Source organism: Halomonas sp. BDJS001 (genome assembly GCF_026104355.1).
Taxonomy (GTDB): Bacteria; Pseudomonadota; Gammaproteobacteria; order Pseudomonadales; family Halomonadaceae; genus Vreelandella.
This window is the reverse complement of record NZ_CP110535.1, coordinates 3031228-3051198: the sequence shown is the minus strand read 5'-3', so window position 1 is coordinate 3051198 and position 19971 is coordinate 3031228. Positions and strand designations below refer to the sequence as shown.

18 protein-coding genes and 1 pseudogene are annotated in these 19971 nt (G+C 54.0%); 10 read left to right on the top strand and 9 right to left on the bottom strand.

Annotation, left to right across the window (positions count from 1 at the left end):
* Positions 1-4: 4 nt before the first annotated feature.
* The 4 genes from aroC to phaC all read left to right on the top strand — a co-directional run bounded on the left by aroC (position 5) and on the right by phaC (position 4420).
* Positions 5-1096, top strand: a complete 1092-nt coding sequence (gene aroC / locus OM794_RS14160) for a chorismate synthase (RefSeq protein ID WP_226250744.1) — start codon at positions 5-7, stop codon at positions 1094-1096.
* A gap of 90 nt (positions 1097-1186) precedes the next feature.
* On the top strand, positions 1187-1684 hold the full coding sequence (locus OM794_RS14155) for a hypothetical protein (RefSeq protein ID WP_226250745.1): 498 nt from the start codon (positions 1187-1189) through the stop codon (positions 1682-1684).
* A 275-nt stretch (positions 1685-1959) separates the two neighbouring features.
* A complete protein-coding gene (locus OM794_RS14150; protein ID WP_007113285.1) occupies positions 1960-2370 on the top strand; it encodes a phasin family protein in 411 nt (136 codons plus the stop codon).
* A gap of 118 nt (positions 2371-2488) precedes the next feature.
* Positions 2489-4420 carry a class I poly(R)-hydroxyalkanoic acid synthase gene (gene phaC / locus OM794_RS14145; protein WP_226250746.1) on the top strand — a complete coding sequence of 644 codons (1932 nt, stop codon included), beginning with the start codon at positions 2489-2491 and terminating at the stop codon, positions 4418-4420.
* 95 nt (positions 4421-4515) lie between these two features.
* Here the strand turns inward: phaC and ahpF are convergent, their stop codons facing one another.
* Together ahpF and ahpC are read right to left on the bottom strand one after the other, a co-directional pair.
* Positions 4516-6072, bottom strand: a complete 1557-nt coding sequence (ahpF, locus tag OM794_RS14140) for an alkyl hydroperoxide reductase subunit F (RefSeq protein WP_226250747.1) — start codon at positions 6070-6072, stop codon at positions 4516-4518.
* A 170-nt stretch (positions 6073-6242) separates the two neighbouring features.
* On the bottom strand, positions 6243-6806 hold the full coding sequence (ahpC, locus tag OM794_RS14135; RefSeq protein ID WP_226250748.1) for an alkyl hydroperoxide reductase subunit C: 564 nt from the start codon (positions 6804-6806) through the stop codon (positions 6243-6245).
* Between the two features lie 386 nt (positions 6807-7192).
* Here ahpC and OM794_RS14130 point away from each other — a divergent pair, with 386 nt between their 5' ends.
* From OM794_RS14130 to OM794_RS14115, 4 genes and pseudogenes are all read left to right on the top strand, one after another.
* Positions 7193-8296, top strand: coding sequence for a polyamine ABC transporter substrate-binding protein (locus OM794_RS14130; RefSeq protein ID WP_226250749.1), 1104 nt, complete (start codon positions 7193-7195; stop codon positions 8294-8296).
* 98 nt (positions 8297-8394) lie between these two features.
* Positions 8395-9576 carry a polyamine ABC transporter ATP-binding protein gene (potA, locus tag OM794_RS14125; protein WP_226250750.1) on the top strand — a complete coding sequence of 394 codons (1182 nt, stop codon included), beginning with the start codon at positions 8395-8397 and terminating at the stop codon, positions 9574-9576.
* A 35-nt stretch (positions 9577-9611) separates the two neighbouring features.
* Positions 9612-10519: pseudogene (locus tag OM794_RS14120) on the top strand (ABC transporter permease subunit).
* Positions 10519-11346: an ABC transporter permease subunit gene (locus OM794_RS14115; RefSeq protein WP_022522776.1), complete on the top strand. Its 828-nt coding sequence runs from the start codon at positions 10519-10521 to the stop codon at positions 11344-11346. The pseudogene OM794_RS14120 and the gene OM794_RS14115 overlap by 1 nt, the downstream one beginning before the upstream one ends.
* 6 nt (positions 11347-11352) lie before the next feature.
* Here the strand turns inward: OM794_RS14115 and OM794_RS14110 are convergent, their stop codons facing one another.
* On the bottom strand, positions 11353-11562 hold the full coding sequence (locus tag OM794_RS14110; protein ID WP_027958413.1) for a CPXCG motif-containing cysteine-rich protein: 210 nt from the start codon (positions 11560-11562) through the stop codon (positions 11353-11355).
* A 147-nt stretch (positions 11563-11709) separates the two neighbouring features.
* Here OM794_RS14110 and OM794_RS14105 point away from each other — a divergent pair, with 147 nt between their 5' ends.
* Positions 11710-12138, top strand: a complete 429-nt coding sequence (locus OM794_RS14105) for a DUF3617 domain-containing protein (protein ID WP_088700405.1) — start codon at positions 11710-11712, stop codon at positions 12136-12138.
* A 95-nt stretch (positions 12139-12233) separates the two neighbouring features.
* On the opposite strand, the gene OM794_RS14100 is transcribed toward OM794_RS14105, so the two are convergent.
* A complete protein-coding gene (locus tag OM794_RS14100; RefSeq protein WP_226250751.1) occupies positions 12234-15368 on the bottom strand; it encodes an efflux RND transporter permease subunit in 3135 nt (1044 codons plus the stop codon).
* Positions 15368-16450 (bottom strand): efflux RND transporter periplasmic adaptor subunit, encoded by a 1083-nt coding sequence (locus OM794_RS14095; protein WP_226250752.1) that lies wholly within the window; start codon positions 16448-16450, stop codon positions 15368-15370. Before OM794_RS14095 ends, OM794_RS14100 begins: the two co-directional genes overlap by 1 nt.
* A gap of 135 nt (positions 16451-16585) precedes the next feature.
* On the opposite strand from OM794_RS14095, the gene OM794_RS14090 reads away from it, so the two are divergent.
* A complete protein-coding gene (locus tag OM794_RS14090) occupies positions 16586-17770 on the top strand; it encodes an NAD(P)/FAD-dependent oxidoreductase (RefSeq protein ID WP_226250753.1) in 1185 nt (394 codons plus the stop codon).
* Between the two features lie 67 nt (positions 17771-17837).
* Here OM794_RS14090 and OM794_RS14085 read toward each other — a convergent pair whose 3' ends face one another.
* The 4 genes from OM794_RS14085 to OM794_RS14070 all read right to left on the bottom strand — a co-directional run bounded on the left by OM794_RS14085 (position 17838) and on the right by OM794_RS14070 (position 19969).
* Positions 17838-18149, bottom strand: a complete 312-nt coding sequence (locus OM794_RS14085) for a YqjK family protein (protein ID WP_226250754.1) — start codon at positions 18147-18149, stop codon at positions 17838-17840.
* On the bottom strand, positions 18124-18528 hold the full coding sequence (locus OM794_RS14080; RefSeq protein ID WP_226250755.1) for a phage holin family protein: 405 nt from the start codon (positions 18526-18528) through the stop codon (positions 18124-18126). The genes OM794_RS14085 and OM794_RS14080 overlap by 26 nt, the downstream gene beginning before the upstream one ends.
* A complete protein-coding gene (locus OM794_RS14075; RefSeq protein WP_226250756.1) occupies positions 18528-18860 on the bottom strand; it encodes a DUF883 family protein in 333 nt (110 codons plus the stop codon). Before OM794_RS14075 ends, OM794_RS14080 begins: the two co-directional genes overlap by 1 nt.
* A gap of 77 nt (positions 18861-18937) precedes the next feature.
* On the bottom strand, positions 18938-19969 hold the full coding sequence (locus OM794_RS14070; RefSeq protein ID WP_226250757.1) for a phospholipase A: 1032 nt from the start codon (positions 19967-19969) through the stop codon (positions 18938-18940).
* Between the last annotated feature and the right edge of the window lie 2 nt (positions 19970-19971).

Genomic DNA, 19971 nt, shown 5'->3' with positions numbered 1-19971 from the left:
CGCCATGTCTGGCAATACCTTTGGCAAACTATTTACCGTCACAACGTTTGGTGAGAGTCACGGCCCTGCGCTAGGCGCGATCGTTGATGGCTGCCCGCCGGGGCTAGCGTTAAGCGAAGCCGATTTGCAGCATGATCTGGATCGCCGCAGGCCGGGCAGCTCACGGCATACCACCCAGCGCAAAGAGCCTGATCAGGTGCGTATCCTATCCGGGGTGTTTGAAGGTAAGACTACCGGCACCGCTATTGGCCTGTTGATTGAGAATACTGACCAGCGCTCCAACGACTACTCAAAAATCAAGGAGCAGTTTCGGCCAGCGCATGCGGATTACACCTACCACCATAAATATGGCCACCGGGACTATCGTGGTGGCGGGCGCTCCAGTGCCCGTGAAACTGCCATGCGGGTGGCTGCCGGAGCGATCGCCAAAAAGTATTTGGCTGCCCAAGGCGTACAGGTTCGCGGCTATATGAGCCAGCTGGGCCCGATCAAGATTGAGTTCAAACAGTGGGAGTCGGTGGGTCAAAATGCTTTTTTCTGCCCCGACCCGGAGCGCGTAGCCGAACTGGAAGCCTATATGGATCAGCTGCGCCGCGATCAGGACTCGGTAGGTGCTGAGATCACCGTGATTGCCGAAGGCGTGCCGGTAGGGCTGGGCGAGCCGGTGTTTGACCGCCTGGATGCTGATCTGGCGCATGGTTTGATGAGTATTAATGCGGTAAAAGGGGTTGAGATAGGTGCAGGGTTTGGCTGTGTCGCCCAGCGTGGCAGTGAACACCGTGACGAGATGACGCCCGAAGGCTTTCTCTCCAATCATGCCGGTGGCGTGTTAGGCGGTATCTCCAGCGGCCAGCCCATTGTGGCTCGCTTGGCGCTAAAACCGACGTCCAGTATCACCACGCCAGGGCGCTCTATTGATATCCATGGTCAGGCGGTGGAGGTGATTACCAAAGGGCGTCACGACCCCTGTGTGGGTATTCGCGCAACGCCCATTGCTGAGGCGATGATGGCGATTACGCTGTTGGATCACTGGCTGCGTCAGCGTGGACAAAATGGAGAGGTGAGCGTTGATACGCCGCGTTTAACCCAGCGCTAACGCAATACGGTGAGGTTTGCAGTTCGCTGCTACACTCAAATAAAACAAATGCATGAGAATCAGTCATGAAAAGCCGTGCAGGAGCCGCCTATGAAGATTAACGTTGAGTTTGATCTTACTCCCGATGAATTTCGCCAATCGCTGGGACTGCCGGATGTCGAAGCTTTCCAGAAAAACCTGCTGGAAAATATTCAACGGCAGATGGAGTCTGGCGTCGAGGGCTACGACCCTATGAGTCTGATGCGGCCTTTTCTGCAGCAGCCGATGATGCAGCAAGGTCTCTCTCAGGGGCTCTCTGAAGGACTGTCTCAAGGGCTAGCCAACTTTGGCACTTATCAGCAAATGATGCTTGATATGTTGCGCCAAGCAGGCAGCGCAAGCACTAATGCCAGTGCGTCTTCGGCAAAGGGCAGTGAGGCGGAGCACCACGGTAACACCAGCGCAAAAAGCAGTGCGGCGAGTGCCAAGGCGAATAGTGCCAATAAAAATGCCAGTAGTAGCAGTGGTGGTAAGGCCAAGTCGACAGCGTCGTCACGCTCCCGTTCAGGCTCAAGCACACGTTCAACATCCAAACGCAGTGATTCATAAATCGGTAACGATATACGGGCAAAGATAGATTGTGAAAGTGGGCTGTAAGCGATTGGTAACGTGGTAAAGGTCGCTACCAGCGATGAGAGTCGTCATGCGGAGCCGTTGTTGTAGCGTTACCGGATGCTGCGGCTTAAAACGGTATCGCTGTTGCAATGCAGCATGTGTAGGACTACTCTTTTTGCAGTGCAGCAAGTCGAGGTGAAGTAAGACCAGCTACATCACGATGAGTCACTCCAAGGCTCATGCCAAGGAACTAAACAGGAGCAGACACTATGCAAGACAATATGATGGACGCCTTCAACGCCCAAACTAAGCAAATGTTTGAGCCCATGCGTAAAATTAATTCGCTGATGCTCAACAACATGGAAAAAATGACCCAGTACCAGCTGGAAGCCATGAAGCGCTACAGCCAGATGGGTACCGAGCGCATTCGTAGCGCTACCGAGATTCAAGATGCAGAGAGCCTGCGCGATTTCGGCACCAAGCAAGCTGAAATGATGAACGAGCTGTCCCAGCAGATGCAGGAAGACGCACGCGTAATGAGCGAGATGAGCCTGCAGTTTAAGTCTGAAATGGAAAAGATGTTCAGCGAGGCTGGCCAGCAAATGTCCGAGCAAGCCAAGGCGGCTACTAAAAGCGAGCAGCCTGCCAAAGCCTCTAGTCAGTCCTCGCGTAAGAGCTGATTAGTGACATCATCGCGGCGCCCAAGGGCGCCGCGATGCATTTATAAGCTTAAATTTATATATGCTTACATAGCCAAAGCGGTCGGTGCGCCTGAAGATAGGCGTAGGGAGAATAAGTATGCAGTCAGCGTGGCACAATCCGTTCCAGGCAATATCGCAAGGGCTCTCTGAAAGTCTGTCTCATGGGCTAGGCGAAGGATTTACGCAAGGGCTTTCTCAAGGAGTGCCTGAAGGGCTATCTCCAGCAGAGATTGAAGCCTGGAATAATCAGCTTAAAGAGATTAGCGAACAGTACCAAGGATTGATGCAGGATCTGCTTTCCCGTATTGCACCCAGTGAAGCCGCCGATTCAATTTACAGTGATATGCGCGAAAGCTTTGAAGCGGCCGCGCAGTCGCTAATGCAGAACCCTACCCTGTTGTGGGAGACCCAGAGCCGATTGCTACAAGACCAATGGCTGTTGTGGCAGCAAGCCGTCCGTGGCATGGCGGGAGAGCAAGTCACACCACTGATTACCCCGGCCAAAAGTGACCGCCGCTTCAAAGATGAAGCCTGGATCCAAGATCCGCACTACATGGCCATTATGCAGCAGTACTTACTGTTTTCGCAGATGGTGGAAGAGCTGGTTGAGAACTTAAGTGGATTGGATGAAACCCAGAAGCGTAACTTGATGTTTTATGCGCGCCAGTTGGTTAACGCGATGGCGCCTACTAATTTTATAACCACCAATCCAGAGGTCATGCGGCGCACTATTGAGACCCGTGGTCAAAACCTAGTGGATGGTTTGGCCCGTCTACGTGAAGATTTAGGTAACTCTGGTGAAGGCATTAATGTACGCATGACAGACCGCGCTGCCTTTGGCGTGGGCGAAAACATCGCCGTAACACCCGGTTCGGTGGTGTACGAAAACGAATTGATCCAGTTGATCCAGTACACGCCAACGACGGAAAAGACCTTTAAAACGCCGTTGCTAATGGTGCCGCCGTGGATCAATAAGTATTACATCCTTGACCTGCGTGAAGATAACTCCATGGTGAAGTGGCTGGTGGATCAGGGGCATACGGTGTTTCTGATCTCCTGGCGTAACCCTGGCCCGGAACAGCGCGATATCACCTGGGCCGACTATATGCAGATGGGGCCGATTAGCGCGATAGAAGCCATTGAGCAGGCCTGCGGCGAGAAGTCGGTTAACCTACTCAGCTATTGCGTTGGAGGCACGTTAACGGCTTCTACAGTGGCATACCTCACCAGCACTAGGCGAGGGCGCAAAGTAAAGTCGGTGACCTATATGGCCACGCTGCAGGACTTCCGTGATCCTGGCGACATCGGCGTGTTTCTAAATGATCGGGTCGTTGCAGGAATCGAAAAAACGCTAGAAGTGAAGGGCTATCTTGATGGGCGCTCCATGGCCTATACCTTCAACTTGCTGCGTGAGAATGATCTGTTTTGGTCGTTTTACATTAATAACTATTTGAAGGGCGAGACGCCCGCCGCCTTTGATCTGCTCTACTGGAACACTGATGGCACTAACTTACCTGCTGGGACGCATGCATGGTACTTACGCCATATGTATCTGGAAAACCGTCTGGTTGAGCCCGGTGGCATTGAGCTGGATGGCGTGAAAATTGATCTGCGTAAGGTCTCGGCGCCCAGCTACTTTGTGTCCACCAAAGAAGACCATATTGCCAAGTGGAACAGTACCTACTACGGGGCCTTGCTTCCCAAGGGGCCGGTTACTTTTGTGTTAGGTGGCTCGGGGCATATCGCAGGTATCGTCAATCCGCCCCATAAAAACAAATATGGCTACTGGACTAACGACGCGTTACCGGCAACCCACGAAGAGTGGCTGGAAAGCGCTACGGCACAAGAGGGCTCCTGGTGGCCCCATTGGCAGGCGTGGATGACCGACAATGGCTATGCCGATAGCGAAAAAATGGTGCCTGTGCGCCAACCCGGTGACGGTGAGCTCAAGGTGATTGAGCCTGCGCCAGGGCGCTATGTGAAGATGACGATCCCTGAGGTGTTGGGTGAGATACCGTCTTCTTCGTAATTAGCATAGGCGAATAGCCAAGGGCTTCGCGAGCGAAGCTTCCTTCCACTAAAAAGCCCGCTGACAACATGTCAGCGGGCGTTTCTTCGCCACTATCAGTTTCGAATGAGATAGTCGAAAGCACCCAGCGATGCCTTGGCGCCTTCGCCCATGGCAATAATGATCTGCTTGTAGGGCACGGTAGTTACATCGCCCGCGGCGAAGACGCCGGGCACGGATGTCATGCCGTGAGCATCGACGATGATCTCACCGCGGGGCGTCATTTCAATCGGAGAGCCTTTCAACCACTCGGTGTTAGGCACTAGACCAATCTGAACAAAAATGCCTTCCAGCGCGATGGATTTGCTCTCATCAGACGTGCGGTCTTTATAGTTCAAACCGTTAACGCGGCTGCCATCGCCCGTTACTTCAGTGGTTTGTGCGTTGAGAATGATATCGACGTTAGGCAGGCTTTTAAGCTTTTTCTGCAGTACTGCGTCGGCGCGCATCTCGCCCATAAACTCTATGAGCGTCACATGGCCGACAATACCCGCCAGATCAATCGCTGCTTCAACACCAGAGTTACCACCGCCAATGACTGCTACCCGCTTACCTTTGAACAGCGGGCCATCACAGTGAGGGCAGTAAGCCACCCCTTTGTTGCGGTACTGCTGTTCGCCGGGTACATTCATTTCGCGCCAGCGGGCACCCGTTGCCAGTACCAGGGTTTTGCTCTTAAGCGTCGCACCTGACTCAAAGGTAACTTCGTGCAGTCCACCTTCTGCCTCGGCTGCTTTAAACGCCGTGGCAAGTTGAAGGTTCATGACATCGACTTCGTACTCTTTTACGTGTTCTTCAAGCGCGCTTACCAGCTTGGGGCCTTCGGTATGGGAAACAGAGATAAAGTTTTCGATCCCCATGGTATCAGCCACCTGCCCACCGAAGCGCTCAGCGGCAACGCCGGTATTAATGCCCTTACGCGCTGAGTAAATGGCGGCCGCAGCGCCTGCGGGGCCACCACCAATGACGAGCGTATCGAAAGCGGCTTTTTCGCTGAGCTTTTTGGCGTCGCGTTCGGCAGCACCGGTATCTACCTTAGCCAGAATCTGTTCAAGGGTCATGCGGCCTTGATCGAACGGTTTACCGTTTAGATAGATGCTCGGTACCGACATGATTTCCCGCGACTCAACTTCGTCCTGAAACAGTGCCCCGTCAATAGCGACGTGACGCACGTTCGGGTTGAAAATAGCCATCAGGTTAAGCGCTTGAACCACGTCAGGGCAGTTCTGACAGGAGAGTGAGTAGTACGTCTCGAAAAGCATCTCGCCATCGAGGGCTCTGATTTGGTCGAGTAGCTCATCAGAGGTTTTGGGCGGATGGCCGCCGACTTGCAGCAGCGCCAACACCAGCGATGTGAACTCGTGGCCCATGGGGATACCGGCAAACACCACGCCAGTTTCTTCACCCGGGCGGTTAATCGCAAACGATGGCGTGCGGTCGTCCTGGCCATCGCTGTGTAGGGTAATCTGATCACTCAGGCTGCTGATATCCTCAAGCAGGCCGAGTAGTTCTTGTGACTTGGCACCGTCATCGAGGGAGGCAACGATCTCGAACGGCTGAGTCACTTTTTCCAGATACGCTTTTAACTGGGATTTTAAATTGGCGTCCAGCATGACGGTCGCTTCCTCGCAGTAAACATGTCGGTGTTTGATCACAGGACACGCAGTAAAAAGTGCCCTTAAAACGTGCTCTTAAAAAAACACCCGGGCTAGTGCCCGGGTGTCGCGCTGCCAAAAGAGCTACTAGAGGGTTAAAAAATGTCCGATTGGCAGCCGTGGGCAGTTTAGATTTTGCCTACGAGATCCAGCGAGGGCGCGAGTGTTTCTTCGCCTTCTTTCCATTTAGCCGGGCACACTTCGTTCGGGTTGGCACGAACGTATTGAGCGGCTTTCACTTTACGCAGTAGCTCTTCGGCATTACGGCCGATGTTGCCCGCGTTGATTTCAACAATCTGGATTTTGCCATCGGGGTCGACAACAAAGGTGCCGCGCTCTGCAAGGCCTGCTTCTTCAATCAATACTTCGAAGTTACGAGAAATCTGTAGCGTCGGATCAGCAATCATCGGGTACTGCAGTTTACCGATGGTCTCAGAGCTGTCGTGCCACGCTTTGTGAGTAAAGTGGGTGTCGGTTGAAACGCTGTAGATTTCAACGCCCAGCTTCTTGAACTCAGCGTAGTTATCGGCCAAATCGCCCAGCTCAGTGGGGCAAACAAAAGTAAAGTCGGCCGGGTAGAAGAAGAAAATAGACCACTGGCCTTGCAGATCCGCTTCAGTCACATCGACGAATTCGCCATTCAGATAAGCAGTGGCTTTAAACGGCTTTACTTCAGTGTTGATCAAGGACATTCAGATAATCTCCAGTTGTCATGAGTGTAGGTCTATAAAGTAAGGCTAATACTAACGGCTAGAGACTAATGTCTAAAATTAAAAAAGCCATCCAGTCAATAGCATTGCCCTATTGGCGAATAATGAGAATGCTGGTTTTACAAACTACTTAATGGGGTCGTTAGGGCAAAATACAAGAATTTTCCACATTGGCTTGCGGTAGGCGTCACTGCACCGCAAAATTCGCACGGTCAGCATTATGGCCTACGCTATGGTTAGCCGCTGACGGCTGCTTCGGGCAGCGGCAGAGCATACTTGGTAAAAAGCACGAGGCAAGACGTTTGGCTGAATGGTTGAGTGAATGCTGAACTCTTACGTGAATAGGTTAGACAACAGGAGCAGTGATAATGGGGAACATCCACAAACTTTCCGCGGCCGTTGCGGCCATCTCGTTCGCCGCAGCGGCTAGCGCTGCCCACGCCGAAGAGGTGCGGGTGTTTAACTGGTCAGACTACATTGCTCCGGAAACGCTGGAAAAATTTACCGAGCGTACCGGCATTGAAGTGACCTATGACGTTTATGACAGCAATGAAATCTTGGATGCTGCACTGCTCGCCGGGCGTTCCGGCTACGATGTGGTAGTCCCTTCTACCTACTACTTTACCCGCCAAGTGAAAGCCGGTGTTTTCCAGCCGCTTGACCATGAGTTACTGCCCAATTTAGACAATCTTAATCCCGAACTGATGGCCAATCTGGAAACCATCGACGCCGGTAGTGAATACTCGGTTCCTTATATGTGGGGCACCAACGGGATCGGCTATAATATTGATCGCGTTAAAGAAATTTTGGGAGACGACGCGCCGGTAGATAGTTGGGCGCTGCTGTTTGATCTGGAAATAACCGCGGCGTTAAGCGAGGCGGGCTGCGGCTTGTCGATGCTGGATTCCGCCGATGAGATGCTCTCTCCCGCCATGGCGTACCTGGGCTTAGATCCACTGAGTGAGAATATCGACGATCTGGAAGCCGCCGGTGAACTGATCGCTGAAGTGCGCGACGACATGACCTACTTCCACTCTTCGCGCTATGTATCCGATTTGGCCAATGGTGATATCTGCGTGGCCGCAGGCTACTCAGGGGATGTTTTCCAAGCCGCTGAGCGCGCTGAGGAAGCCGGACGTGACTTCAGTATCGGTTATAGCATTCCCAAAGAAGGCGCCGCGCTCTGGTTCGACATGATGGCGGTACCCGCCGATGCGCCGAATACTGAAAACGCTCACGCCTTTATTAATTTTATCCTCGACCCTGAAATCGCCGCTGAAATTACCGAGTACGTACGCTATGCCAATCCTAACGCGGCGGCCGATGAGTACCTCTCTGAAGAGATCATCAATGACCCGGCTATTTACCCGGAAACCGAGGTCATGCAAAACCTATACGTGCAGGCTGAAAAGCCTCAAGATGTGCTGCGTGCACGTACGCGCATTTGGAATCGCGTAAAGTCTGGTCGTTAAACCGACATTTATCCGATGGTGAGTCTGGGGTTGATGCTCAGACTCGCTGTTCGTCTTTTTAATGCCCGGACTGCCGGGCCTTTTGATGGGAGTGGCGAATGGTCACTACGTCCCTATCGAACGAGCCTTCATCTGCTTCGCCAATCACGCCTTCTTCGTCGCGCCCCCAGGGTAAAACCCCGCGGTTTGCTGAAGATGTGGTGCTGGAAGTAAAGCGCTTAAGCAAGCGGTTTGATGATGCGCTGGCGGTGGATGATGTCAATTTGCAGGTTAAGCGTGGGGAAATTTTCGCCCTGTTGGGTGGTTCCGGGTCGGGTAAATCAACCCTGCTGCGAATGTTGGCGGGCTTTGAAACGCCTTCTGAGGGCCGCATTGTCTTAGACGGTGAAAATATCACCGATATCCCTCCTCACAAGCGGCCTATCAATATGATGTTCCAGTCCTATGCGCTATTCCCGCATATGACGGTGGCGCAGAATATTGCCTTTGGTTTAAAGCAGGACAAGCTGCCCAAAGCGGATATCGACGCGCGGGTCGCGCAGATGCTGAAGCTGGTGCATATGGAACGCTTTGCCAAACGCAAGCCCCATCAGCTTTCTGGCGGTCAGCGCCAGCGGGTGGCGCTGGCTCGCTCGCTGGCTAAGCGGCCCAAGCTGCTACTGCTGGATGAACCCATGGGCGCGCTGGATAAGAAGCTGCGCACTGAAATGCAGCTAGAAGTGGTGGAGATCATCGAACAGGTGGGCGTGACCTGCATTATGGTGACTCACGATCAGGAAGAGGCCATGACCATGGCTGACCGTGTGGCGATTATGGCCGATGGCTGGATCGAACAGATAGGCTCACCTATCGATATTTATGAAAGCCCGGTGAGCCGTATGGTGGCGGAGTTCGTCGGTACGGTGAACCTGTTTGAAGGTGAGATTATCGAAGACGCTGCCGACCACTGCCGCATCGTTGCTCCCGCACTTGAGCGCCCCATTTATATTGACCACGGTATTACCACTCAGGCGGTCGATCGGCGGGTTTGGGTCGCGCTGCGCCCTGAGAAGATTTGGCTTACCCGTGAAAAACCCACTACGGAGTACAACTGGGCGGCTGGCAAGGTGGATGATATTGCCTATTTAGGCGGTTTCTCACTCTACTACGTGCGCACCCAATCGGGTCAAATCATTAAAGTCAGTATGGCCAATACAGAGCGTCGCGGTGATCGACCTACCTGGGAAGACAGTGTGTATGTCTACTGGGAAGACCACAGCACGATTGTATTAAACCGTTGATGCATGGCTTTTTTACCGCGGGGAGACCACTCTAAATGATGCTATCTCGTGTGTCAGCGATGCTCAAACGCTGGCAATTAGGGCGTCGTGCCGTGATTGCGTTTCCACTTTTGTGGCTGACGCTGTTTTTTTACTGCCCTTTGCGCTGGTACTCAAAATCAGCCTCTCCGAGGGGGCGATTGCGATTCCGCCCTATGGCCCGCTGCTTGAGTACGCTGATCAGACGCTGCATATATTTCTGAATCTGGGTAATTACCTCTTCCTGCTTTCGGACTCGCTCTACATTGCTGCTTACTGGGGCTCGGTAAAGACGGCGTTTATCGCCACGCTGGTCTGCTTGTTACTGGGTTATCCGATGGCGTATGCCATGGCCCGTGCCCCGGCGCGCTGGCAACTGCTGTTACTGCTGCTGGTCATGCTGCCTTCTTGGACGTCGTTTTTGATTCGGGTCTACGCTTGGATGGGGATTCTAAGCAACAGTGGCCTGATCAATAACCTATTGATAGGGCTTGGCCTCATTGATTCGCCGCTGCGCATGATGAATACCCAGTTTGCGGTCACCATCGGCATTGTTTATGCCTACCTGCCGTTTATGGTGCTGCCGCTCTACGCCCACTTAACCCGTATGGACAACTCGCTGTTGGAGGCCGCCGCCGATTTGGGTTCGCGCAAACTCAATACCTTTATTAAAGTCACCCTGCCACTCTCAACGGGGGGGATCGTCGCGGGTTCGATGCTGGTGTTTATCCCGGCGGTAGGGGAGTTTGTGATTCCTGAGCTGCTGGGCGGCCCTGACACGTTAATGATCGGTAAAGTACTGTGGGAGGAGTTCTTCCTTAACCGTGACTGGCCCGTGGCATCGGCGCTGGCCATGGTGATGCTGCTGCTGCTACTGGTGCCAATTGTCTGGTTTCATCGTTACCAGTCCAAGGAGCTTGAATAATGAGCATGCGACGGCCGAGCTTCTCAACGGTCATGCTGGTGCTTGGCCTGCTGTTTCTTTACCTGCCAATGTTTGTGCTGGTGGTGTATTCGTTTAACGCCTCGAAACTGGTCACGGTGTGGGCGGGGTTTTCTACCCAGTGGTACGGCGAACTGTTTCGCGATCAGCAAATTTTGTCGGCGGTATGGACGAGTCTGCGCATCGCGTTTTTCGCTGCCAGCATGGCGGTTTGCCTGGGCACAGTGGCGGCTTTTGTAATGACGCGCTATGGCCACTTTCGTGGTAAAACGGCGCTGTCGAGTATGGTCACGGCGCCGCTGGTAATGCCGGAAGTTATCACGGGCCTTTCGCTGCTGCTGCTATTTGTGCAAATGGCGCAAATTACCGGCTGGCCAGCCGACCGGGGCATGGCAACCATCTGGATTGCTCACACCACTTTTTGCAGTGCCTATGTGGCGGTTGTGGTGGCTGCACGCTTGCGGGAAGTGGATCACTCGATCGAAGAGGCAGCCATGGATCTGGGGTCACCTCCAGTGAAAACCTTCTTCTCTATCACGCTGCCGATCATTACCCCCGCGCTGGCTGCAGGCTGGTTGCTTGCGTTTACCCTCTCCCTGGATGACTTGGTGATCGCCAGCTTTGTTTCCGGGCCAGGAGCCAATACGCTGCCGATGGTGGTGTTTTCGTCGGTGCGTATGGGGGTGTCGCCGAAGATCAATGCCCTTGCTACATTGATTATCCTAACGGTATCGCTGGCGACACTGTTGGCGTGGTTTTTTATGCGGCGTAATGAGACCCGGCGTAAGGCTGCTCTACGAGATGTTTAGGTCAAACTATAGAACGTCGTCGTCGCGTCCGGCGACGACGCTATCGAGTTCTCCAGTCACCGGTGAGACGATAATTTGTAGCTGGATGGGCGCGCAGCATTGATGGCAATCCTCCCAGGTATCATGGCTGCCCTGTGACGTATCGATCAGGAAGGTCAGCGGCGAATCGCAGTAGGGGCAGTGGAAGTCATAATTGACCAGGGCGTCGTCTTGCATTGTTGGCTACCTTGTATAGCGGATGCGCTAAATCAGTTTCTTACCCAATGAGTGTAGCAGTGTGGTCGTCGGGTAGGGCATCAATGGATTGAATCAGGTAGGATATCTCAGGATTTAAGTTCCCAAAGCAACGCAGCGAGAGTAGCGATGATGTTACGTAACATGGCAGTAGCGGCCCTAGTGGCCTTTCCGATGGTCGCGTTGGCTGAAACCCCCAATGTCACCGCTGGTGAGTGGGAGTTTGTGAGCAAAACCAGCATCAGCGGCGAAATGGAAATTCCGGATCAAACGGAAACCGAACGCCAGTGTATTAGCCAGGAAGAGCTAGAAGGGGCCGAATTTGGCTTCATTGAGGAAGAAGAAGGCTGCGAGCTGCTCGACCAGGATCTGAACGCTGACGGTCTAAGCTACAGCATGGTGTGTCGCGCTGAGGGTGGCGAAGCCACCATCGATGGCGAAATGCGCTTTATGGGCGAGCGTATTGAAGGCAGCGTCGATATTCTTACCCAGTCCCCTATGGGAGAGCTGAGCATGAATACCGTGATTGAAGGCGAGTATCTTGGCGAGTGTGAGTGATCGCTTTCTGCCGTTAATAACTCGTTAGTTAATAACCAGCAGTAGCTTTCTAAAAGGGCGCTCCTTCACTAGGGCGCCCTTTTAGTTTACCGTCTTTATATGTCGGAGGTTCCCCTTGGGGCGTTAGCTATTTCCTCCTCCAGCTGTCGCTTCACTGCCCCGGGCGAACCGGTGTGGCGCGCCAGCAAGTCGTAAGCCACAGGCACCACAAACAGCGTAAACAGCGTTGCCGAGCCGACTCCCGCCATAATCACGGTGCCGATGACCAGGCGCGACTCAGCCCCCGGCCCTGTCGAGATGATCAGCGGAATGGCGCCGGCCATGGTGGTCACGGCGGTCATTAAGATGGGCCTCAGGCGTGTCACAGAGGCTTCAATTAACGCGTTACGAAAGGCTTTACCCTCATCACGCAACTGGTTGGCAAACTCGACAATCAGAATGCCGTTTTTCGCCGCCAGGCCAATTAGCAGCACCAAGCCTACCTGGCTGTAGATATTCAACGATTGACCGCTTAGCAGCAGGGCAAGCAAAGCACCGCTCATCGCCAACGGCACCGTCAGCATAATCACAAAGGGGTGAATTAGGCTCTCGAACTGCGCTGCTAACACCAAAAAGACCACTAGCGCGCCCAGTATCAGTAGGAACGCGGTGGCGCCACTGGCTTGTTGAAAGTCCCGCGAGGCGCCTGCCACATTGGTTTGCACCTCTTCGGGCAGTAACTCCGCAGCACTCTGATCTAAATAGGCCAGTGCTTCGCCAAGGGGGTAGCCATCGGCGAGATTGGCTTCAATGGTAATCGCCCGTATACGGTCAAAGCGGTTCAGGGTGCTGGCGCCAGCAAAGTCGGAGAGGGTGACGAGACTGGCCAGGGGGATCAGCTCCCCCGTGCGTGCAGAGCGCACCTGTATGTTATCCAGCGCCCGCGGGCTGTTCTGACTGCCCCGGTCGCCTTCCAAAATCACATCGTACTCTTCACCGTTATCCACATAGCGAGTGACGTTACGGCCACCTAACAGCACTTCAAGCGTTCTACCTATCTCGATGACGGTAACGCCCAGCGAAGCGGCACGTTCATAATCAATATCCACCCGCAGCTGTGGCTGTGTTTCGTTGTAATTGCTCTCAAGCGCCATCAGGCGCGGGTTATTCTCGCGTACATGATCGATGAGAGTATCGCGCCAGCGGGCCAGCTCTTCGTATGTCCCGCCACCCAGCACAAACTGCACCGGCTTTTGGGTGCGCTGCCCAAATCCTTGGCGCATCACTGGGAAAGCCTGTACCCCTGGGAGGGTGCGTAGCTTTTCACGCACTTCGGCCATTATCTCCCAGGCGCTGCGTCGACTGCCCCAGTCGGCCATATTGACGATAATAAAGCCGCTATTAAAGTTCTCGATGTTACCGAAACCACGTGGGGCGCGCACCACCACGCGCTTCAGCTCACCGCTCTCTACTAACGGCGTCATGCGTGCTTCGATCTCATCCATATAGTCCATCATATAGTCGAAGGTAGCGCCTTCGGGGCCGTTGACTAATACGATAAAGTTGCCGCGATCTTCCTGGGGTGTGTATTCGTTGGGCAGTACTGTGGCCAGCCAGGCGGTGGCGGTAATCAACAATACAAACGCTGCGACCACCAGCCAGCGCATTTTAAGCATCCACTCTAACGTGGCCTGATAGCGGCGTTGAGTGCCGCTGAGCAGCCACTGCACGGCTTTACCAATCCGGCTGTCGTGCATGCCTGGCTTGAGAATTTTAGACGCCATCATCGGCGTAAGCGTCAACGCCAACAGGGTAGAGACCACTACCGCGGCGGCCATGGTCAGTGCAAACTCGGAAAATAGCCGGCCAATATCGCCTTGCAACATACTGAGTGGCAAGAAAACCGCCACCAACACCAGGGTAGTGGCTATTACCGCAAAGGCGATTTGCCGAGTGCCTCGAAAGGCGGCGACTAGCGGTGTTTCGCCGTAGTCGTGCATGCGCCGATTAATGTTTTCAAGTACGACAATGGCGTCATCGACAATTAGGCCGATCGCCAGCACCAGCGCCAGCAGCGTGAGCAGATTGATGGAGAAGTTCATCGCTGCCAGCGCGGTAAAAGCCCCAATAACAGCAATGGGAACGGTCACCGCAGGTACCAGGGTGGTACGCAAATTACCCAAAAACATAAAGATCACCACCACCACCAAGCCCATGGCAATGAATAGTGTCATAACGACCTGCTCAATCGCTCCGGAGACAAACAGTGAGGCATCGTAGTTCAGGCTTAGCGACATGCCTTCGGGTAGGGTTCCCTGCAGACGTTCCAGTTCGATCTGTACGGCTTCGGATAGCTCGATCACATTGGCCGTCGACTGCATGATCATCCCTAGGCCCACCATGGGGATGCCGTTGGAGCGGAATACCGAGCGATCCTCCACCGCGCCGACTTCGACTCTTGCTACGTCAGCAAGGCGCACCAGATAGCCGTTTTCCTCCTGGTTTTGAGGAGAGCTGAGGGCGAGGCGCTGAAAATCTTCGGCGCTGGCAAAACTGCGGGGAAGGCGGACAATAAACTGGCGATCTTCGGATTCAAGCGAGCCTGCTGGTAGTTCGACGTTCTCTGCCCGCAGGGCATCTTCGATATCGCTTACGGTGAGTCCCCGTGCGGCCAGGGCATTGCGATCCAGCCATACGCGCATGGCGTAGTCGCTGCCGCCGCCGACACGCACCCGCGCGACCCCCGGTTGAACGGAAAGGCTGTCGACCAGAAAGCGGTTAGCGTAGTCGGTCAGCTCGGTGATCGAGTAGTCCTCGCCGGAAAGGCTTAACCACACCACTATCTCTTCACTGCTATCGGCTTTGGTCACCTCGGGGGTGTCAGCATCGTCGGGCAGGTTGCGCAGCGCGCCGGAAATGCGGTCACGAATATCGTTGGCGGCGGCATTGATATCCATATCGATACTGAACTCGATTTCAATCTGCGAGCGGCCATCCTCGCTTTGCGAGGTGATTAGCTCAATGCCTTCAACGCCAGCAATGCGGTCTTCTAATACTTGGGTAATGCGTGTTTCGACGACGCTGGCCGAGGCACCGGGGTAGCGGGTATCGATGGTGACCACTGGCGGGTCGATGGTGGGGTACTCTTGCAGCGGCAAGCGATTGAGCGCCAGCAGGCCAAAGGCAATAATCAGCGCTGCGATCACCATCGCCAGTACTGGCCGCTGAACAGAGATATCCGATAAGCGCATTAGCGGTCGGCCTCCAGCAGCGCTCGTATGCCGGTCTCGTCATCGACGATGCCGATCAGTCTCGCTTCTTGTCCATCTCGGGCCAGCTGTAGGCCATGCACGACAATTAAATCGTCGGGGGCCAACCCTTCAAGAATTTCCACTTCACCCTTGCGCCGCTCGCCGATTGCTATTTCGCGCCGAGCCAAGCGAGTCGTGTCGTCAGTCTGTTCGATAAGCATCACAAAGTGGCGGTCACCGCTAGGTTCAATGGCTGCCTCCGGGATAACAATAGTATCGCGTACGCGCTGTTGAACGATCACTTCCATCAGCATGCCTGGGCGCAGACGGCCATCGGCATTCTCAAGTTCAGCGCGGACGCTTACGCTGCGCGTCACCGGATCCACCCGTGTGCCAATGGTGGCAATTTCACCACTAAACACCTCGTCGGGGTAGGCGGCAGTGGTGGTATTAAGCATCAAACCGGGTGAAAGACGGCCGAGAAACACTTCGGGGACGCTAAAGTCGAGCTGCATAATATCCAGTTTATCGAGTGTCACCAGCTCCATTCCTGGAGTGACCAGGGCGCCGATGCTGATGTTGCGAAAGCCAACACGGCCGCTGAAGGGCGCTTTTATCTGGTAATTGGCCAACTCCGCTTCAATCGCTTGTATATCGGCATCTGCCTGACGCAGTCGTGATTGGCTATCTTCTACATCGGCACGGGCCGCAAGGTTGCGATCTTGCAGCTGGGAAGCACGATTTGACGCATTACGTCGCTCTTCGCGTAGTGCTTGAGAGGCCCTCAGCTGTGCCTGCTCTTCGGCATCCTCCAGGCGAATAAGTAACTGCCCCTCTTCGACCTGCTCGCCGTCGCGGAAATTGATCTCTGCAATGATGTCTGTGACGGTAGCTGAAAGCGTGACATTCTCATCAGCTCTAAGAGTGCCCAAGGCTTCGAGTGGATCCGACCACGTGGTCATGGCCACTCGTGTGCCGATGACCGATGGCATCGATTGAGCCATCGTTGCATTGGACAGCAGCAGGGTGAGGGGTACAAGTGCGAGTCGCAGCAAACATCGTCGATGTATAGACAGAAGCATAGTGTTCTCAGCGTTGGATAATATTTATACAATTATTGTATATGGTAATTTTGCCATATAATAATTTTTAAGTGTGACCCTGTTAGAATGCCTGCCTTTTACGGCGGGAATCGCCCTTAATATGAGCTGTCCATTATGATCTATGACGTTGTCGTCATCGGTGCTGGCGCCGCAGGCTTGATGTGTGCAGCGCAAGCGGGCTATGCCGGAAAACGAGTCTTAGTGCTTGATCATGCTAACAAAGCGGGTAAGAAGATTCTGATGTCTGGGGGCGGCCGCTGCAACTTTACCAATCTTGGCACAACGCCACAGCACTTTTACTCGTCAAACCCCTACTTTTGTATTTCAGCGCTCAAACGTTACCGCCCTGAGCACTTTGTTGAGCTGGTAGAGCGACATGGCGTTGAGCATGTGGAGAAAACGCCGGGCCAGCTATTTTGTGCCACTTCGGCCAAAGAGATCGTTCGTACGCTGCTTACGGAGTGTGAGTGGGCGGGGGCCGATGTCAGGCTCAGTACACAGATTACCGGGGTGGAGCAGCAGGGCGCCGCCATGCGGCTATCGACCTCGATAGGTAGAATAGAGGCGGGCGTGGTGGTGGTGGCGAGTGGTGGATTGTCCATTCCGAGTATGGGCGCGACGGGATTTGGCTACGATATAGCCCGTCAATTTGGTCTTGAGGTATTTGATACACGCCCTGGCCTAGTGCCGTTCACGCTGAGCGATACGTGGAAGGCGCGCGCTGCAGAGCTTTCAGGGGTAAGCGTACCCGTGGCCGTAAGCGCGGGCGGCCGGCGCTTTGTGGAGCCTATGCTATTTACCCACCGCGGCTTGTCTGGCCCTGCCATGCTGCAGATATCCAGCGTCTGGCAGCCTGGTGAGCGCATTACGATTGATCTGCTGCCCAGGGAGAATGTAGCGGCATCGCTGCGTGAGGCACGCCAGGAAGCGCCCAAACGCCAGCTATCGACTTGGCTTGGCGAACGCTTTCCGAAACGTTTGGCGCAAGCGCTGCTGGAGTGGTATCCCGACCATGATCCGGCCCGGCCACTGGCCCAGTACGCCAATGCGGCGTTGGATGAATGGGCGTCAAGGCTCAACACCTGGCAACTGAAACCAGCGGGCACCGAGGGTTGGCGTACCGCAGAGGTGACCATGGGAGGGGTAAATACCGACGCGTTATCATCCAAAACCTTTGAGGTTAAAGGCCTGCCGCAGTTGCGCTTTATTGGAGAAGTTTTGGATGTGACAGGAGAGCTGGGAGGGTATAACTTTCAGTGGGCGTGGGCGAGTGGCGTCGCCTGTGGTCAATCTTGCTAGGCTAGGAAATGCGTTTCACATTCATCCTAGCCCTATACAAAAGAGCCCAGTACAAAAAACATTAACGTTAAGTAGCCACTTTGGCTAATAACTTAAGCTTTTTGAATAGCATATAGCCCGCAAGCGCTTTTCTGCCTGCTGCCATGGCGCCGCCTGGGTGGCGCATCAGCCTGTACGCAGCAAGGCCACCGATGGCGTAGAGCGGCAGTTTGAAGCTTTGCCAGTTTCTATCCAGTGGTGAAGCGGCTTGCTGTAAATATTCGCTATCGACCAAAATATCCACGCGCTGCTGCTCAAGCTCGGCTAACAGTAGCGCTTTGCGCTCAGCACGGCTGAGCGGCTTTGTGTGTGGCTTAGCGGTGTCTGCGGATGGTTTCATCACTGGGCTCCTCAAGCAGTGCTCGGTCAGCAGCAAGCTGTTTGAGTGTTTCTTTTAACAGCGAGTGTTGCTTGGACTGGCGAATCGCAATAACCGCAAGTAGCAAACTGGCGCCTATCAACACGGCTGCGCTGATTGCAATAGCAGTGAGGCGGTAGGTATCCCAGAATAGCACCACTACTAGTGCCGTTAGCGTGGCAATCCCCAACAACATCAGCAGTAAACTTGCCCCTGCGAGCAGCAGTAGAACCAGTAAACGAGCACGCTCCTCCTCTAACTCAAACACCGCCAAACGCAGACGGGTTTCGCTATTGGCAATCAGCGATTTCAGTAAGCGTTTGGCGGCAGAGAAGACGCGTTGGGTTGGCCCCAAAGCCATTAGCGACGACCGAGCAGCATACCGATAACCATACCCGCTGCGGCGCCAATGCCAATACTCGTCCAGGGGTTCTCATGCACATAGCGGTCGCATGCATCGGCTTGATGGGTCAGCGAATCACGGGTTTCGTCATAGAGGCGTTCGCCACGTGCTTCAAGACGTGCACGAGTGTCTTTCAAGCGGCGCTCGGCGCGACTACGTAGATCGTTCATCTCTCCGCTGGCATCTTTAGCGGTCGCATTGACCAGCTCTTCAACGGTTTCACTCAGGTGGCGCAGATCATCTTTGAGTTGATCGGCTTGAGTAGAGTAAGTGGACTGACGTTTAGCCATGGAGTCTTCCTTTGACGAGTGAATGATAGCGCTGCTACTAGCATAGCAGTCACATGGGTAGAGACAAGTAAATGCCCTTACCGGTTCAGCCCAGAGGCACTAAATAAGGGATTTAAACTAAACCCAAGGCTTAAGCGGTGTACGCGATGATCATAATCGATCATGCTTTCCCCATATCCATAGTAGTACTGTACATGCGCTCGCAAGCTGTTGAAAGCAGGCCAACTGTAATCAATTTGGGTGCCTATATTGCCAGCACTGGGGTTGCCGCGTAACTGACCACTCACTTCATGGTTATTGTTGAGGCGCTTGGCGAGACGAATATCGCCGTATCCCATGTAGCGTTCGATATCCGGGTTGTCGTCATCCTCTGAGGATTCTGGTACCCGCCAATGGGGTGCCAGGGTGAATGCCCAGTCGCCGCGCTGGAAGGTGCTTTCAAGGTATATCCGGTTCCAGCTGCGTGAGAGAGGATCTGAGCGACCATTAGATTGGTGATTGAGGGATATTCGGTTGCGGGTATTGACCCAGCCAAGCGCCTCCCAGGCATTATCAAAATCGATAAATATTTCAGGCTCGTAGTTAGTTTCCCGAAAAGGCGACGAGGCGTCGGTATTATACGCCTGCCACCAACTGCGCTGGGTGTAACCAAAGTAGACGTCACCGTAGTCACCGAACATCCGTTCAGCCAGATTAACCTTGGCGCTAAACTGGAATTTTAGCTCTACGTCACTCACTTCACCATCGTTAGAGATATTGCGAAAGCTTTCACGGTTTTGGTTGGTGTTAAAGCTAACCGGAAACAGGTAGTTGGTGCGGTGGGTGGTGATTGAAAACGGATTGCGACTTGACTCCTGCTCGAGCTCACGACGCTCGTTCAAATCCTCCCGTGCGACCTCTTCAGGCAACTGTTCATACGGTAAGCCTAGTACGGCGTCTTCGGGATTCTCTATCTGCTGCAACTGTTGGTGCAGAGCATGCAGCTCAGCATTGAGGGCACGGATACGCGCCTCAATTTCCTGTTGAGACTCGGCGACGGCATTCGCACTAAAAGTAGCAAGGCTCAGTAGAACAATAAGTTTAGTCAACGGCAGTTTTCGGGTGACCATCA